This is a genomic window from Phytoamicus setariae, from assembly GCF_016722925.1.
GTDB classification, from domain to species: Bacteria; Pseudomonadota; Alphaproteobacteria; order Rhizobiales; family Rhizobiaceae; genus Rhizobium_E; species Rhizobium_E setariae.
The window spans coordinates 1-15752 of sequence record NZ_JAEQNC010000001.1 but is presented as its reverse complement, the minus strand read 5'-3'; the positions used below and the strand labels follow the sequence as shown (position 1 = coordinate 15752).

The 15752-nt window shown below is 59.1% G+C and carries 13 protein-coding genes; 4 read left to right on the top strand and 9 right to left on the bottom strand.

Going from position 1 to position 15752, the window contains the following annotated elements; all coding sequences use genetic code 11:
* Nucleotides 1-37: 37 nt before the first annotated feature.
* Nucleotides 38-910, top strand: coding sequence for an NAD(P)-dependent oxidoreductase (locus tag JJB09_RS00065; protein ID WP_201651576.1), 873 nt, complete (start codon nucleotides 38-40; stop codon nucleotides 908-910).
* On the opposite strand, the gene JJB09_RS00060 is transcribed toward JJB09_RS00065, so the two are convergent.
* A complete protein-coding gene (locus tag JJB09_RS00060) occupies nucleotides 911-2611 on the bottom strand; it encodes a long-chain-fatty-acid--CoA ligase (protein ID WP_201651575.1) in 1701 nt (566 codons plus the stop codon).
* 183 nt (nucleotides 2612-2794) lie between these two features.
* Here JJB09_RS00060 and JJB09_RS00055 point away from each other — a divergent pair, with 183 nt between their 5' ends.
* Nucleotides 2795-3877, top strand: coding sequence for a lactonase family protein (locus JJB09_RS00055; protein ID WP_201651573.1), 1083 nt, complete (start codon nucleotides 2795-2797; stop codon nucleotides 3875-3877).
* Here the strand turns inward: JJB09_RS00055 and JJB09_RS00050 are convergent, their stop codons facing one another.
* The 5 genes from JJB09_RS00050 to JJB09_RS00030 all read right to left on the bottom strand — a co-directional run bounded on the left by JJB09_RS00050 (nucleotide 3878) and on the right by JJB09_RS00030 (nucleotide 10649).
* Nucleotides 3878-4837, bottom strand: coding sequence for a 2-hydroxyacid dehydrogenase (locus JJB09_RS00050; RefSeq protein WP_201651571.1), 960 nt, complete (start codon nucleotides 4835-4837; stop codon nucleotides 3878-3880).
* A gap of 14 nt (nucleotides 4838-4851) precedes the next feature.
* Nucleotides 4852-6480 (bottom strand): ABC transporter ATP-binding protein, encoded by a 1629-nt coding sequence (locus tag JJB09_RS00045; protein WP_201651569.1) that lies wholly within the window; start codon nucleotides 6478-6480, stop codon nucleotides 4852-4854.
* Nucleotides 6477-7589: an ABC transporter permease gene (locus JJB09_RS00040; RefSeq protein ID WP_201651567.1), complete on the bottom strand. Its 1113-nt coding sequence runs from the start codon at nucleotides 7587-7589 to the stop codon at nucleotides 6477-6479. Before JJB09_RS00040 ends, JJB09_RS00045 begins: the two co-directional genes overlap by 4 nt.
* A 1-nt stretch (nucleotide 7590) precedes the next feature.
* Complete coding sequence (locus tag JJB09_RS00035) at nucleotides 7591-8676, bottom strand: microcin C ABC transporter permease YejB (RefSeq protein ID WP_201651565.1); 1086 nt, start codon at nucleotides 8674-8676, stop codon at nucleotides 7591-7593.
* A gap of 152 nt (nucleotides 8677-8828) precedes the next feature.
* Nucleotides 8829-10649 carry an extracellular solute-binding protein gene (locus JJB09_RS00030; protein ID WP_201651563.1) on the bottom strand — a complete coding sequence of 607 codons (1821 nt, stop codon included), beginning with the start codon at nucleotides 10647-10649 and terminating at the stop codon, nucleotides 8829-8831.
* Between the two features lie 186 nt (nucleotides 10650-10835).
* On the opposite strand from JJB09_RS00030, the gene mepA reads away from it, so the two are divergent.
* Both mepA and guaB read left to right on the top strand, forming a co-directional pair.
* Nucleotides 10836-11921 carry a penicillin-insensitive murein endopeptidase gene (gene mepA / locus JJB09_RS00025; RefSeq protein ID WP_201651561.1) on the top strand — a complete coding sequence of 362 codons (1086 nt, stop codon included), beginning with the start codon at nucleotides 10836-10838 and terminating at the stop codon, nucleotides 11919-11921.
* Nucleotides 11922-12133: 212 nt separating this feature from the next.
* Nucleotides 12134-13630 (top strand): IMP dehydrogenase, encoded by a 1497-nt coding sequence (guaB, locus tag JJB09_RS00020; RefSeq protein ID WP_201651559.1) that lies wholly within the window; start codon nucleotides 12134-12136, stop codon nucleotides 13628-13630.
* A 198-nt stretch (nucleotides 13631-13828) separates the two neighbouring features.
* Here the strand turns inward: guaB and JJB09_RS00015 are convergent, their stop codons facing one another.
* From JJB09_RS00015 to greA, 3 genes are all read right to left on the bottom strand, one after another.
* On the bottom strand, nucleotides 13829-14017 hold the full coding sequence (locus JJB09_RS00015) for a hypothetical protein (RefSeq protein ID WP_201651557.1): 189 nt from the start codon (nucleotides 14015-14017) through the stop codon (nucleotides 13829-13831).
* Between the two features lie 219 nt (nucleotides 14018-14236).
* Nucleotides 14237-14716: a hypothetical protein gene (locus tag JJB09_RS00010; protein WP_201651555.1), complete on the bottom strand. Its 480-nt coding sequence runs from the start codon at nucleotides 14714-14716 to the stop codon at nucleotides 14237-14239.
* Between the two features lie 164 nt (nucleotides 14717-14880).
* Nucleotides 14881-15363 carry a transcription elongation factor GreA gene (gene greA / locus JJB09_RS00005; RefSeq protein ID WP_201651553.1) on the bottom strand — a complete coding sequence of 161 codons (483 nt, stop codon included), beginning with the start codon at nucleotides 15361-15363 and terminating at the stop codon, nucleotides 14881-14883.
* Between the last annotated feature and the right edge of the window lie 389 nt (nucleotides 15364-15752).

The following is a 15752-nucleotide window of genomic DNA, read 5'->3' as shown; positions in this document are numbered from 1 at the left end:
GGTCTTATACCCTCCTGACATATTGCGGGAGGTTTGCATGACGAAAATTGCCTTTTTGGGAACCGGATTGATGGGTGCGCCGATGGTGCGCAACCTCTTGAAGGCCGGATTTGACGTAGCCGTCTGGAACAGGACGGCCAACAAGGCGGAAGCTCTCGTTGTCGACGGCGCAACGCTTGCCTTCACGCCCGCCGATGCGGTGGCTGCGGCCGATATCATCATCACTATGGTATCCGACGGTGCAGCCGTACGCGCGCTGATAGACGGCTGTGGTGTTGCCCGGTCTGCCCGCAAGGGTGCAGTGCTGGTGGACATGAGCTCGATCAAGCCGAACGAGGCACGCGCGCACCGCGATCTGCTTTCGCCATTCGGCATCGGTCACATCGACGCGCCGGTGTCGGGCGGCACCAAGGGTGCAACGGATGGAACCCTGGCGATCATGGCAGGCGGCACCGAAGAAGATTTCGCCAAGGTGGAGGCCGCGCTTTCGGCAATGGGGCGGCCAGTGCTGGTTGGTCCCTCCGGATCGGGGCAGCTTTCCAAGCTCGCCAACCAGGGCATCGTGGCGACCACGATCGGCATAGTTGCGGAAGCCATGCTGCTGATGAAAGCCGCCGGCGCTGACATGAACAAGTTCCGCGATGCGCTCAAAGGCGGCTTTGCCGACTCGGTCATCCTGCAGCAGCATGGTAAGCGGATGGCCGATGAGAACTTCGTGCCCGGCGGCCGCTCCGCGCTGCAGCTCAAGGACCTCAACAACCTGATCGAAGCCGCGACCGATCTGGGCCTTAGCCTGCCGCTTTCGGAATTGCAGCAGGGCCGTTTCCATCGCTTGGTGCATGAGATGGACGGCACGGATCTTGACCACGCCGGTCTTTATCTCGAACTCATTGACCGCCAGAAAAAATAGTCAGCCCCTGAGTTCCTTACGCAGGATCTTGCCCACATTGGATTTGGGCAGACTGTCGCGGAACTCGATAAATTTCGGGCGCTTATAGTTGGTAAGCGACGACGCACAAAAGGCCTTGACCGCATCGGCCGTGAGGCTCGCATCTCTTTTGACGATGTAGAGTTTCACGGCCTCGCCGGTCACATCGTCAGGCACGCCGATGGCCGCCACCTCCAGGACACCGGGATGCGAGGCGACGACTTCCTCCACCTCGTTGGGATAGACGTTGAAGCCGGAAACGATGATCATATCCTTCTTGCGGTCGACAATCTTGGTGTATCCGTCCGCATCCATGAACCCCATGTCGCCGGAGCGGAAGTAGCCATCTGCCGTCATCACCTTGGCGGTTTCGTCGGGCCGGTTCCAGTAGCCCGCCATCACCTGGGGACCACGAATGCAGATTTCCCCGACCACGCCGAGGGCAAGGGAATTGCCGTCATCGTCGCGGATATCGATTTCGGTCGAGGGCAGCGGCAGACCGATGAAGCCCGTGAACCCCGCCGCATCGAGGCGATTGACCGTAGCAATCGGCGACGTTTCCGACAGGCCGTAACCTTCCGAAATTACGCATTTGGTGATCGACTGCCAACGCTCGGCGACGGACCGCTGGCATGCCATACCACCGGACAGCGTCAGCATCAGCCCCCGGAAATCGACCGCTGCAAAATCCGGATTGTTGGCAAGCGCGTTGAACAGCGTGTTGAGACCGGGGAAAACGTGGAAACGTGTTTTCTTCAATTCCTTGATGAAGCCGCGTATGTCGCGCGGGTTCGGTATCAGCAGGTTGCGCGCGCCTTCGGTCATGCCCATCACCATGTTCACGGTCAGCGCGAAGATGTGGTAGAGCGGCAGCGGGCAGACGAAAGTCAGATCAGCCGGATGCCCCTTCAAATCGAACGCGGTCTTCAGCCACGCGGCTGTCTGGGCGGCATTCGACAGGACGTTGGCATTGGTCAACATCGCGCCCTTGGCAACCCCGGTGGTGCCACCGGTATACTGCAGGAAGGCGATGTCAGACGGCTCGATGGAAACCGCTGTAAAGGGCAGTGACGCGCCCGCGGAAAGGAGTGCTTTAAATCCTGTATGCTCGGGCAGCGACCAGGCCGGGACCAGTTTCTTGACCTTGCGGACGACGAAATTGACGAGGTGCCCCTTGAGGCCAAGCAAATCGCCCATCGTCGCGATGACCACATGCCTGACGCTGGTTTCCTGCAACGAGGCCTGAACGGTCGACGCGAAATTTTCCAGAGCAAACAGGACGGTCACGCCGGAATCGGCCAGCTGGTGGTGCAACTCGCGTGGCGTATAGAGTGGATTGATGTTGACCACGATGCACCCGGCCCGCAGCGCGGCCATGGTCACGACCGGAAACTGCAGGATATTGGGCAGCATGATGCCGACCCGGTCACCCTTGACGACACCCTTCGACTGCAGCCAGGCAGCCACCTTGAGAGATTGCTCCTCGACTTCGCCGAAGGTCATGGTGCGGCCCATGCAGGTGAAGCCGGCCTTGTCGCGATTGTCGCTGCAGGAGTTTTCGAAGAGCGCGGCGACCGAGCGATGCTGCAACGGCCCAATGTCGTGCGGCACGCCATCCGGATAGGACTTGAGCCAGGGCCGCGCTAGAGCCGTCACCTCTGGTTTCTGCTCGATTGCCGTCATTCATTCCTCCCGATTCGCCCTGATCATCCGCACCTCTCCTCCGGAGGATGATCAAGAACCGATGGTGCCGCAAGCTCTTTATCCCAGAGATATTTGCCATTGACGTAAACGTCAATGTATTACTCGCTGCCTTGCCTTCACGATCAAAACCGGCATGAGTGCCGCTGCAACAGGAGATGAATGATGCCGGAATTGTTGGTCGCGACCCTCTCTGCAGCTTCGGGCAGCGGCGGGACCGGCCAGATCTCTCTTTTCAAAACGGATGGCGCACTGACAGGTGTTGCCGAACACGCAACCACCAAGACCGTTCCGCACCCCTCCTTTGCCGCGTGGTCGGCGCGAAGAAGCAAGCTCTATGTGACCAGCGAAATTGCCAATGGGCAAGGCAGGGTGACCGCCGTGTCCGTTTCAACCGCAGGGCTCACAGCCGAAAGTCACGCAGCGACCGGCGGAAACGCCGCGGTTCATATCAGTCTCGACCGGCGGGAGAACTTCCTCTTCGTGGCGAACTATCAGACTCAACCCGAGGCGGGGCCGCTGTCGATTGCCATATTCTCGCTCGAGGCGGATGGCAGCGTCGGTAGGCTGACGGGCCACGCCGAGCATGATGGGCACGGACCGGACCGGGCGCGCCAGCAGGGGCCCCATTGCCACTTTGTGTCAATCAGCCCGGACAATCGGCTGCTCGCCGCTATCGATCTCGGCACCGACAGCCTCCACTTCTATCGGTTCGACGCTGCGAACGGCACGATCGCCCTGGCATTTCATTTGAAATTGCCGCCGGGAAGCGGTCCCCGGCACGCGGTTTTTCATCCCTCGAGGCCGCTGATCTACGTGACCGGCGAGCTTGCTTCGAGCCTGATGAGCGTCTCGTTCGATGTGCACGCACAGACCGCAGAGCTATTGGCAAGCGAGCCTGCGACCGCCCGAGACACTGAGGTTCGCAACTACCCTTCCGGTATTTCAATTTCGCCGGAAGGCCACTGCGTGCTCGCTGCCAACCGTGGGGCCGACACGATTGCCACCTTCTGGACAGACCCGGAAACCGGCATCGCCCGGCTGAAAAGCGAGACCGATTGCGGCGGCGCCTTTCCCCGCGCCATCCGCTTCGACGCCACAGGCCGCTACCTTGCGGTCGCCAATCAGAAATCCGATACCGTCTGCGTGTTCGGCTGGGATTTTGCATCGGGGCAATTGTCGCCCCGACCTATTTTGTCCTGGCCGGTTCCGGCACCTCTGGACGTGGCATTCCTGCAGCCCGAATGATCAGTAGCCGGCGTCGCGAGCCACCAGGTTTTCCATCGGCTCGCCACGTTCGAAGCGATCGATCTGCTTTTCGACATAGGCAAACAACGCGCTGACGTCGGAATCGGCCGCCGAGTGCGGGGTCAGGATCACGTTGCTCAACGTCCAGAATGGCGAAGTGTCCGGCAAGGGTTCGATCTGGAAGACATCCAGCGAAGCACCCTTGAGAACGCCAGTCTTCAGCGCTTCCGCGAGATCGGCCTCCACCTGACTGCCGCCGCGCCCGGCATTGATGAATACCGGCCCACCAAGCGGGCCGTGTTTCCTGAGTTTCGCAAACAATTTCGCGTCGAAGATGTTTGCGGTGTCCGCCGTCAGCGGCAACAGCCCAACGAGGATATCGGTCTTCGACAGGAATTCGTCGAGCCCGCTTTCACTATACATCTCTATGCCCTCGACCGGCCGGCCGCTTCTGGACCATCCGAGTACGTTGAAGCCCATGACCTTGAGCTTCCTGGCGGCATCGCTGCCCAGCACACCCATGCCCATCATGCCGACCGTCAGCTCGGCGGCCTCGGGCTGGTTAAGAGCATTCCAGATCTTCTTGTGCTGCTGGCGATCGTAGGCAAGGTGCTGGCGAAGATGCATCAGGCATTGCATGACGATCCATTCGCTCATGCGGGTCGTCAGCGTATGGTCTACGAAGCGCACCAAGGGCAAGTTCGGCAGGCCCGGCAGGGTCAGTACGTGGTCCACTCCCGCGCCGCCCGAAAACAGCACTTTCAGATCCGTTGCCCGCGTAAACAGATCATCAAGCGGCTTCCAGAGAACGGCATAGTCGATACCGGAGAGATCGCGGTCGGCATGCTGCGGATCGGCGCGATTGATGACTTCGCGACCTGGAAACGCATGCTTCAAACCCTCGCGAACTTGCTCTGGATGGAATCGGAGATCGACAATCACGGGGCTCTTGGCAGGCATGGCAGGCTCTCGGTTCACTGATGGATGGATTTCGTTTTAACAGCTTCGATATTGAAGGCGGCAGCAAGCAGCGCCTTGGTATAGTCTTCCTGCGGCGCTGAAAACAGCGACTTGGACGGGCCCTGCTCCACCACCTTGCCCTGGCGCATGACGATGATGTCGTTGGCCAGCGCCCGCACCACTTTGAGATCGTGACTGATGAACAGGTATGCGAGGTCGTGCTTGACCTGCAGGTCGCGCAGCAACTCGACCACTTGCGCCTGTACGCTCATATCGAGGGCGGAGGTCGGTTCGTCGAGCATGACGAATTTCGGCTTCAGCACCATGGCCCGGGCGATGGCAATGCGCTGGCGCTGGCCACCGGAAAACTCGTGCGGGTAGCGATGTCGCGTCTCGGGGTCCAGCCCGGTTTCGGCAAGCGCCGCCGACACGCGCTCATCGCGTGCATCCGCATCGATCCCGGGTTCATGCACACTCAGGCCCTCACCGACGATTTCGCCGACCGACATGCGCGGCGACAGCGAGCCGTAGGGGTCCTGAAAGACGATCTGCATCTCGCGCCGCAACGGCCGCATCTCCGAGAAGGTGGCGCCCTGGATATCCTTGCCGACAAACGCGATACGACCGCGCGACGAGATAAGTCGGGTGATCGCAAGTCCGAGCGTCGTCTTGCCGGACCCGGATTCGCCGACGATTCCGAGCGTATGGCCCGCTTTGAGTGTCAGATCGATGCCGTCTACGGCTTTTACGTGATCGGTGACCTTGCGGAGAAAGCCGGTCTTGATCGGAAACCAGACCTTGAGATCCTGCGTCTCGACGATGATCGGCTTGGTCGAATCCGAGACCGGCGGCTCGCCTTTCGGCTCCGCGGCCAGCAAGTGCCTCGTATATTCATGCTTGGGATTGGCGAAGATATCCGCGGTCGGCCCCGTCTCCACGATCTTGCCCTTGGTCATCACGCAGACGCGATCGGCAATCTTGCGGACGATGCCGAGATCGTGGGTGATGAACAGCATCGACATGCCGTGCTCAGTCTTGAGCTTGGTGAGAAGCTCCAGGATCTGCGCCTGTACCGTCACATCGAGCGCGGTGGTCGGCTCGTCGGCGATCAGCAGCTCCGGGCGATTTGCCAGCGCCATGGCGATCATCACACGCTGCCGCTGGCCGCCCGACAGTTCATGCGGAAACGCTCCAAGCCGCTTTTCCGGCTCGCGGATGCCGACCTGTGTCAGCAGTTCGATCACCCGCTTGCGCGCCTCGGCAGCGCCGATCGGCTGGTGCAACTGCAGAATCTCGGCGATCTGCCGTTCGACCGAATGCAGCGGGTTGAGCGAGGTCATCGGCTCCTGGAATATCATGGTGATGTCGTTGCCACGCACCTGCCGCAGCGCCTCGTCACCTGCCTTCAGCAAGTCCTTGCCCTTGAACAGGATCTGGCCGGAAGGGTGGCTGGCGGCCGGATAGGGCAGCAATTTCAGCACGGAATTGGCGGTCACCGACTTGCCGGAACCAGATTCCCCGACCAGCGCGACAACTTCACCGCGGGCGATATCAAAGGATACGTGATCGACGGCAACAGAAGTCTTGCCACCCTGATGAAACGCTACGGACAAATCACGTATGGAAAGCAGAGGATCGGTCATCCGAATGTCTTCCTTGGATCGAAGGCGTCGCGAACAGCCTCGCCGATGAAGATGAGGAGCGACAGGATCAGCCCCAGTGTGACGAAAGCGGTGATCCCGAGCCACGGCGCCTGCAGGTTGGCCTTGGCCTGGCCGACGAGTTCACCGAGCGAGGCCGACCCCGGCGGCAGACCGAAGCCGAGGAAGTCCAGCGAGGTCAGGGTGGTGATCGAACCCGACAGGATGAAGGGCAGGAAAGTCAACGTCGCCACCATCGCGTTCGGCAGGAGGTGCCGCCACATGATGGTTATGTTGCCGACCCCGAGCGCGCGCGCCGCTCGCACATATTCGAAGTTCCGTGCCCGCAGGAATTCTGCCCGCACGATGCCGACGAAAGCCGTCCACGAAAACAGCAGCATGATGCCCAGCAGGATGAAGAAACCCGGTGGCAGGATCGCTGCGATGATCAGCAGGATATAGAGCACCGGCATCGACGACCAGATCTCGATGAAGCGCTGCATGATGAGGTCGGTGCGGCCACCGAAATAGCCCTGTACCGCGCCGGCGAGCACCCCAACGATAGCTGAGGCGAAGGTGAGAGCAAGCCCGAACAGGATCGAGATACGCGAGCCATAGATGATACGGGCCAGGACGTCGCGCGCTTGGTCGTCAGTACCGAGCCAGTTCATGTTGCCCAGCGTACAGCCAGGATCGCTGTCGCCGAGCGGATAGGCCGAGCAACGGTCCTTGGCATCCATCAGCCACCATGGCTCGGTCGGTGCGGAATGGGGAATATTGGAATTGACCGTGCCATAGGAATAGCGGATCGGCGGCCAGACCATCCAGCCATTCGCGTTGATCTCGTCGCTGATGTAATCGGTGCGATAATCCGTCTGTGCGAGAAATCCACCGAACTTGTCTTCCTGGTAGTCGACCACGATGGGAAACAGGATCTCGCCCTTGTAGGACACGACGATCGGCCGGTCGTTGGCGATGACCTCGGCAAACAGCGTCAGCATGAACAGGACGACAAACACCCAGAATGCCCAATAGCCGCGCTTGTTGGCCTTGAAATTCTGGAGGCGGCGCTGGTTGATCGGCGAGAAAAATGGCCTCTTTGGCTTGGACATCTCAGACCTCCCGCTTGTCGAAATCGATGCGCGGATCCACCCATGTGTAGATCAGGTCCGAAAGCAGGGCGATGAGCAGGCTCATCAGCGAGAAAATGTAAAGCGTGCCGAAGACAATCGGGTAGTCTCGCTTGACGATCGCATCAAACCCCATCCGCCCCAGTCCGTCGAGCGAGAAGATCGTCTCGATCAGCAACGAGCCGGAGAAGAACGCCCCGATGAACGCGCCGGGAAAGCCGGCGATGACGATGAGCATCGCGTTGCGGAACACATGACTGTAGAGCACCTTGCGTTCGGGCAATCCCTTGGCGCGCGCCGTCACCACATACTGTTTCTTGATTTCGTCGATGAAGGAATTCTTGGTGAGCAGTGTCGTGGTGGCAAAGGACGACAGCACCAGCGTCAACACCGGCAGCGTCATGTGCCAGATATAGTCCAGAACCTTGCCGCCAACGCTGAGTTCGTCGAAATTGTCCGAAACGATGCCGCGCAACGGGAACCAGTTGAAGAACGAACCGCCGGCAAACAGCACGATCAGCAGGATGCCGAACAGGAAGCCGGGAATTGCGTAGCCGACGACGATGACGCCGGAAGTCCAGACATCGAAGGTCGACCCATCCGAAACAGCCTTGCGGATGCCTAGAGGGATCGAGATGGCATAGGACAACAGCAGGATCCAGAGGCCAAGCGAGATCGATACCGGCATCTTCTCGATGATCAGATTGAGGACGCTTTCGTTGCGGAAGAAGCTCTCGCCGAAATCGAAGCGGGCGAAATTCCAGATCATCTCGCCGAAGCGCTGGTAGGCGGGCTTATCGAAGCCGAACTGCACTTCCAGTTTCTTGATCAGATCCGGATCAAGCCCCTGCGCACCGCGATAGCGATCCGAACTGCCGGCGGTGTCGTTCAGGCCTGTATCGTTGCCGCCGCTATCCAGCCGGTCTCCGCCGTTCTGGCCGGTCAGGTCGGCAATGATCTGCTCGATCGGCCCGCCCGGTGCGAACTGAACGATGGTGAAGGAAAGCAGCATGATGCCGAGCAAGGTCGGGATGATCAGCAAGAGGCGCCGGAGGATATAGGCTCCCAAATCAGATCTCCGTTCCGGTAGATGGTGTCGTCATCGATGCCAACAAAGTCTCCAATTCTCGCGGGGCCGCGCAATCGGGCCGCCTGATTCGCACAACTGCAAACAATTCCATCATCCGTATGGCGAAAGCCTTTCGCCAGCCTCGCGTAACCCTAGCGCTTGGCCCACCAGATGGTCGGAAAGCCGATCGAATAGTACGGAAGTTCCTTGGGGCGCTCGAACCTGTCCCAATATGCGATGCGGGACTTCCTCAACGTATAGCTTGGCACCACATAGTGATGATGCAGCAGCACGCGGTCGAGCGCCTTCACTGCCGCAATCTGATCCTCTCGCACAGGCGAGAAGATCACCATCTTAACCAGTTTGTCGATCGCCGGATCGGAAATACCCGCCCAATTGCGTGTCCCTTCCGTCTCGGCCGATTTCGAGCCCCAATATTCCGCCTGCTCGTTGCCGGGGTTCAGAGACTCTTCCCATCCATTGTACATGACGTCAAAATCGCGGTTTCTTCCACGTTCGGTAAACTGCGAGTCGTCGACCGAACGAACCGAGGCCTTGACACCGATCAATTTCAGATTGTTTGCGAAAGCCAGCGCGACGGGTTCGATAATCGGTGTATTGAGCATGATCTCGAAAGCAAAGGGCTCGCCGGTCTTGGTATTGACCATCTTGTTACCGCGGATCTCGTAGCCCGCCTGCTTGAAGAGACCGACGGCCTGCCGGAGATTTTCGCGAAGCTTCTTCTGGTCGCCACTGACGGGACTCTTGTACTCCTGAGTGAACACGGAGGGAGGAACTTCATCCCTCATGCCTTCAAGGATTGCAAGTTCCTTGCCCTGCGGCAGACCGCTGGAGGCAAGCTCAGAGCCGAAGAAATACGAATTCACCCGCTGGTAATTATTATAGAAAATCGTCCGGTTCAATTCCTCGAAATCGAAGCAGTAATTCAAGGCTTCGCGCACGCGCGCATCCTTGAATTTCTCCCGCCGCAGGTTAGGGATGAAGCCGACCATCACACCGGATCTGCGATACTCATTGTCAAAAAGCTCCTTCTTGACCTTGCCCTGCTTCACCGCAGGAAAGCCGTATTGGGTCGCCCAGCGCTTAGCCTGGTTCTCTGCCCAATAGTCGACATTGCCACCTCGGAAAGCCTCGAACTCGACGTTGCGGTCCGAGAAGTAGGTGTAGTCAATTGTCCGGAAATTGTTCTGGCCGACATTGACGGGCAGATCCGTGCCCCAGTAATCGTCGCGCAACTGGTACTTGATCGTCGAGCCCGGCTTGACGGAAACGATCTTGTAGGGGCCTGATCCCATTACCGGTTCGAGCGTCGTTGCAGCGACATTGCGCTTCTTGCCGCGTGCGTCCGTGCCTTCCCACCAGTGCTTGGGCACGACGAGCAACTGGCCGACGATGTTGGGCAGTTCGCGATTGTCCTTCTGGTCAAAGGTGAATTTCACTTCGGCGTCGCCGATCTTCTCCGCCTTGGTGACGTGGCTGTAGTAAGACGCCTTGCTGGGATCCAGTTCCCTTGATTTTTCAAAGGAAAAGATCACGTCGTCAACCGTCACTGGCTGGCCATCGGCCCATCTCGCTTTCGGGTTCATGCGGAACGAGACGGAAGAGAAGTCGGGCGGGTAGGAAATGCTTTCCGCCAGCAGGCCATAGCTCGAAAACACCTCGTCTGAGGATGGCTTCATCAGCGTCTCGTAGACAATGCCGACACTCGCGACGATGTTTCCCTTGTTGGGTATGGGATTGAGCGTATCGAATGTACCAAGCTCTGAAAGATGCAGGTCACCGCCCTTCGGGGCATCCGGATTGACATAATCGAAATGCTCAAAGCCCGGTGGATACTTCAACTGGCCGATAGTGGAAATGCCGTTGGTCCAGCTTTGGGCCAAGGCGGCGGCGGGAAGGACAAGGGAAAGCGCGAGGATCGCTCCCGGCAGTCGTGCGAGCTTTCCAGACATGTTCAACCCCATATCAAATCCCTTCAGCAACCGAATCCGGCACAGGTCTAATGTGAAAAACCGATCGTGGCAAATTTGCCGCTGGCGGAAAAGCAATTTAGCCATCTCCATCGATTCACCAAAATTGCTGCTATCTGTGGTACAAAACCAAATCACTTTCCTGCCGGCTGGTCCGGCAGCCAAGTCATGAAGGACAGCGAATTGAGATTTAACCTTTTTCGCATCGCGGCACTCGCGCTCGGCCTGACAATTAGCGCGACCTCGGTGCATGCCGGCGATCCCATTCCCGCAAAGCAACTGTTTGGCGCGGCAAAACTGCCGACACGCAGCGATCCGGAATCCCTCGGCTTCTACGCCAAGGGCTGCCTGGCGGGCGGCATGGCCATCCCGGCGGATGGCCCGACATGGCAGGTGCTGCATCCTTCGCGCAACCGCCGCTGGGGCAATCCGCGCATGATCTCGTTGCTGGAGCGACTGTCACGCGAGGCGCACGCCGAGGATGGCTGGAACGGCCTGCTGCTTGGCGACATTTCGCAGCCGCGCGGCGGACCCATGCTGACCGGCCACGCCTCGCACCAGATCGGCCTGGATGCCGACATCTGGCTCACCCCGATGCCGAACCGCAGGCTTTCCTACCAGGAGCGCGACGACTTTCCGGAAAATTCCGTTCTCCGCAGGGGCACGCTCTATGTCGATCCGAACAAATGGACCCAGTCGCATGCCAACCTGATCATGCGGGCAGCGAGCTATCCACAGGTCGAGCGCGTCTTTGTCCATCCCGGCATCAAGAAGAAGCTTTGTGAATCCTGGGAAGGCAATCGCTCGCTGCTCTCCAAGGTGCGGCCGATCTACGGCCACCACTACCACTTCCACATCCGTATGAAATGCCCGCCCGGCCAGGCCGGCTGCGAGGATCAGGTCAATCCGCCTGATGACAGCGGATGTGGCAAGCCGCTGGCCGAGTGGTTCGACCGCCTTAAGCCACGCCCGGCCAAGAAACCGGAAAAGAAGCCGGTCAAGCCGACGAAGCCGACATATCTGACGCTCAAGTCCCTGCCCAATGCCTGCACGGCAGTGCTGAACGGCAGGTCGGTGACGTCGATGGCCGCGGCGGAATATGGGGCGCCAGCGCATGCCGATGACGTCACACCGGTCACCGAAACCGCCTTTGCCTCGCCGCAAACCGCTGATGCGACCGCTTTCCGCGCGATCGAAGATTTTTCGGATCTGGTGCCGAAGGGCGTTATTCCGGTGCCCGCGGAAAGGCCGTGATATCCGTGCCTGATCGCCGATGGCGATCAGGCACCGTTTTGGCAATCCAAGCGCGCGGCGCATTGGAGCCCTGCATAAATTTCATCTGATTTTCGTAGGGCGGCCTGTTCCCTTCGGCGAATGAACGTGTTACCAGCCCTCGTCATCTTCCCACAGGTTTTTCCTGCCCCCGTGCTTAGAGTATCGGGTGGATTCGATATAAGGAACATGGCATGGCGCGCATCATCCAAACGATCACCGGGCTCGAAGCTCTTACATTTGACGATGTGCTCTTGCAGCCCGGGCATTCGGAGATCATGCCGGGCCAGACCAACATTGCCACAAGGATCGCTTCCGATATAGAACTGAACCTGCCGCTTCTTTCGGCGGCGATGGATACGGTCACCGAAGCCCGCCTCGCCATCGCCATGGCCCAGGCCGGCGGCATCGGCGTGATCCACCGCAATCTCACCCCCGAGGAACAGGCCGAGCAGGTTCGCCAGGTCAAGAAATTCGAAAGCGGCATGGTCGTCAATCCAGTGACGATTGGCCCGGACGCCACGCTTGCCGAAGCGCTTGCGTTGATGAAGGTGCACAGCATTTCCGGCATTCCCGTGGTGCAGAACAGCGGCAAAGGCCGCACCGGCAAGCTGGTCGGTATCCTGACCAACCGCGACGTCCGGTTTGCTTCCGATCCGAACCAGAAAGTCCATGAACTGATGACCAAGGAAAACCTGGTCACGGTGAACGAAACCATCAATCAGACAGAAGCCAAGCGCCTGCTGCACAATCGCCGCATTGAAAAGCTGCTCGTCGTCGACGACTCCGGCCATTGCATCGGTCTGATCACCGTCAAGGATATGGAGAAATCGCAGCTCAACCCGCATGCCTCCAAGGACGCACAAGGCCGACTTCGCGCCGCAGCCGCAACAAGCGTCGGCGATGACGGCTTCGAACGCGCCGAGCGGCTGATCGATGCAGGTATCGACCTTCTGGTCATCGATACCGCCCACGGCCATTCCCAGCGCGTGCTCGACGCGGTGACCCGCGCCAAGAAGCTTTCCAACTCGGTCCGCATCATGGCCGGCAATGTCGCGACCCCAGATGGCGCCAAGGCGCTGATCGATGCGGGCGCGGACGCGGTCAAGGTCGGTATCGGCCCTGGCTCGATCTGCACCACCCGCATCGTCGCCGGCGTGGGCGTTCCGCAGCTTGCCGCGATCATGGGCGCGGTCGATGCGGCGAGCAAACAGAACATTCCGGTCATCGCCGATGGCGGCATCAAGTTCTCCGGCGACATGGCCAAGGCCATTGCCGCCGGCGCTTCGGCCTGCATGATCGGCTCGCTTCTGGCTGGCACCGATGAAAGCCCGGGCGAGACCTATCTCTATCAGGGCCGCTCCTTCAAGGCCTATCGCGGCATGGGTTCGGTGGGCGCCATGGCACGCGGCTCAGCCGACCGCTATTTCCAGGCGGAAGTGCGCGACACGCTCAAGCTCGTGCCGGAAGGCATCGAAGGCCAGGTCCCCTACAAGGGGCCGGTTTCGGCCGTGCTGCACCAGCTCGCCGGCGGCTTGCGCGCGGCGATGGGCTATGTCGGCGGCAAGGATCTGAAGGACTATCAGGAAAAGGCGACTTTCGTGCGCATTTCCGGCGCCGGCCTCCGCGAAAGCCACACGCATGGCGTCACCATCACGCGCGAGAGCCCGAACTATCCGGGCGGCTCCTGATCAAAGGCCTGCCGGGTAGCGGTCGGCTGATCGCCGGGTCTTGACCTCAAGCATATCGCCCGAACGCTTCGTGTGAGCGGGCGATATGCATCAGATTTGGCGAAGATGATCGGCAGTATTGTCAATCATCGTCCCGATCTGTTTCTCTCAGATCGTAGAAAATAACCAGCTTGGACTATCATGGCCAAGCTCTTCAGGTCAGCAGCCTGAAGAAGAACTGTCCTGTTTGCCCTTGTCGCCTTTTGCATGGCCGGGATCACGGCTGTCTGCAAGAGCTGAGCTATTGCTAAAGCCCGTTGTATATGTGGCGTGTGGGGCTAGGGGAATTGCCAGAATATAGGCGCTGGCAATCAAACTCAGAGATAGCAGTCTTAGAAATGCTTTCATGCCACTTCTCCCCTTGACTTGCGTTGACTACTCGACGGCAAGATTAGTGATCCAGGCCGCAAGGATAACATTATCTTTTTCTAATGTTCAGTCAATTTGGGCGAGCTATGTTATTCTTGCATCCACCAACCTAATACCCAACGCATCCGCGTGGAAAATATCGTGCCGAATCAATAGCCTCCGGCGCCTATCGCCGGAGGCTAAATGGCCGTCATCGGCTTACATCACATAGATCGCGTGCTGGTCGGCATATGCTGCCGCTTCCTTGTCGTCGCCAAAGCCGATGAACAACATCTGCAGCTTCTGTTCACTTTCACTGCCACGCTTGCGGCAGATCATCTCGATCTGCATTGTCGGTCGGGTATGGTCTTCGTTGAGTGTTTTCAGGATTGCCGCCTGCCCCTCTTTCGGCACTTTGCCGCTCCATGCGAGAAACTGGCCGTTGGCGACGAACCGGTCGAAAGCGGCGAAAAAGGCATCCTTGTCGGACTGGAAATTTTGGCGGAACGCCGAATCCTTGATCTGGAAGGTCTCCTGCTTCAGCTTGGGGCTGTGCATGATGCCGGCACCGACGGGGTGACGATCCAGCGTGATCCCGCATTTCATGCCGAATTTTACCAGCGCGGGATCGCCGTCGCGGTACTGCTGCACCAGACCTGCGATTTCCTTCACCAGATCCGCTTGTTTTACGTGTGCCATGGAAAACCCCTCTGAGCTCGTTTCCCCGGCAAATAGCACAAACGCGGCGCGATCCAAGCAGTTTCGGCGCCGCCGTGTACTGCAATCCGGGTGGCGGCAGCACGTTGCCCAGGGGGGACAGCACGGGTAATTTCGGTGCGCTCGTATGGGGACCCTATGACGTTTTACGAAATGGCAATGATCTCAATCTCTTGAGCTCCAGCGCCCACGACATCCCCGACCGCTTTGCCCATCAATAACCTTGCCACCGGGGATGCGAAGGAAATCGACCCGGCCTTGGGGTCCGCTTCGTCCTCCCCCACAATACGATACATCTGCACGCGCCCATCGTTACGGCTGAACGTCACTGTGCTGCCAAAGGCAACAATGTCGATTGAAGCAGGGTCAGGCATAACCTGAGCCGTGTGAACTCTTGCCGCAAAGTAGCGCGCGTCACGCAACGGGTTGGCCGCCTGCCGCCGCCGTTCATTCACGTCCTCGATTGTGCTGGTCGCATCGTAGACTTCGCGCGCTTGCTGGAGTTGCAACTCCAGAGCCTTCAACCCCGCTTCCGTAACGAGATTCGGATGCGGTGAAATCGCACGGTCAGGCAACAGGGTTTCCGAAGCAGTTTCGGCACTTTCTTCCTTGACGAAGGCAACGCTCAATTTCGAACTCCCTTTGGCCGCGATGCGCTCTTACAACGCCTGGGGCAATTTCCCCATGCATTTGCCAGAACGATATATACGATGACAATGGCGATCCGCCAACATTGCAGCATGGCGTCCATGCGGATCAGCGCACTACCATGATTTAAGGTGGCCGCAGGCGACCAGAATGACCTGGTTAGACAAAGCCAGTGTCGATTATTGATTTCTACCCAATGGCCAATTTCCGCTGTAGGTCGACAGGAGGCCGGTTACCACGTCTCCTGTCGCGCCAGAAGCCGTCATCGCATTCGGGAGCCTTGCGCGGAACGAAGACGGCAGGCAAGGTCCTTAACGTGTCCGAAAGTCAGTCGAGGAGTATCCAGCAAGTGCGCGTACCCTTTTTTCAA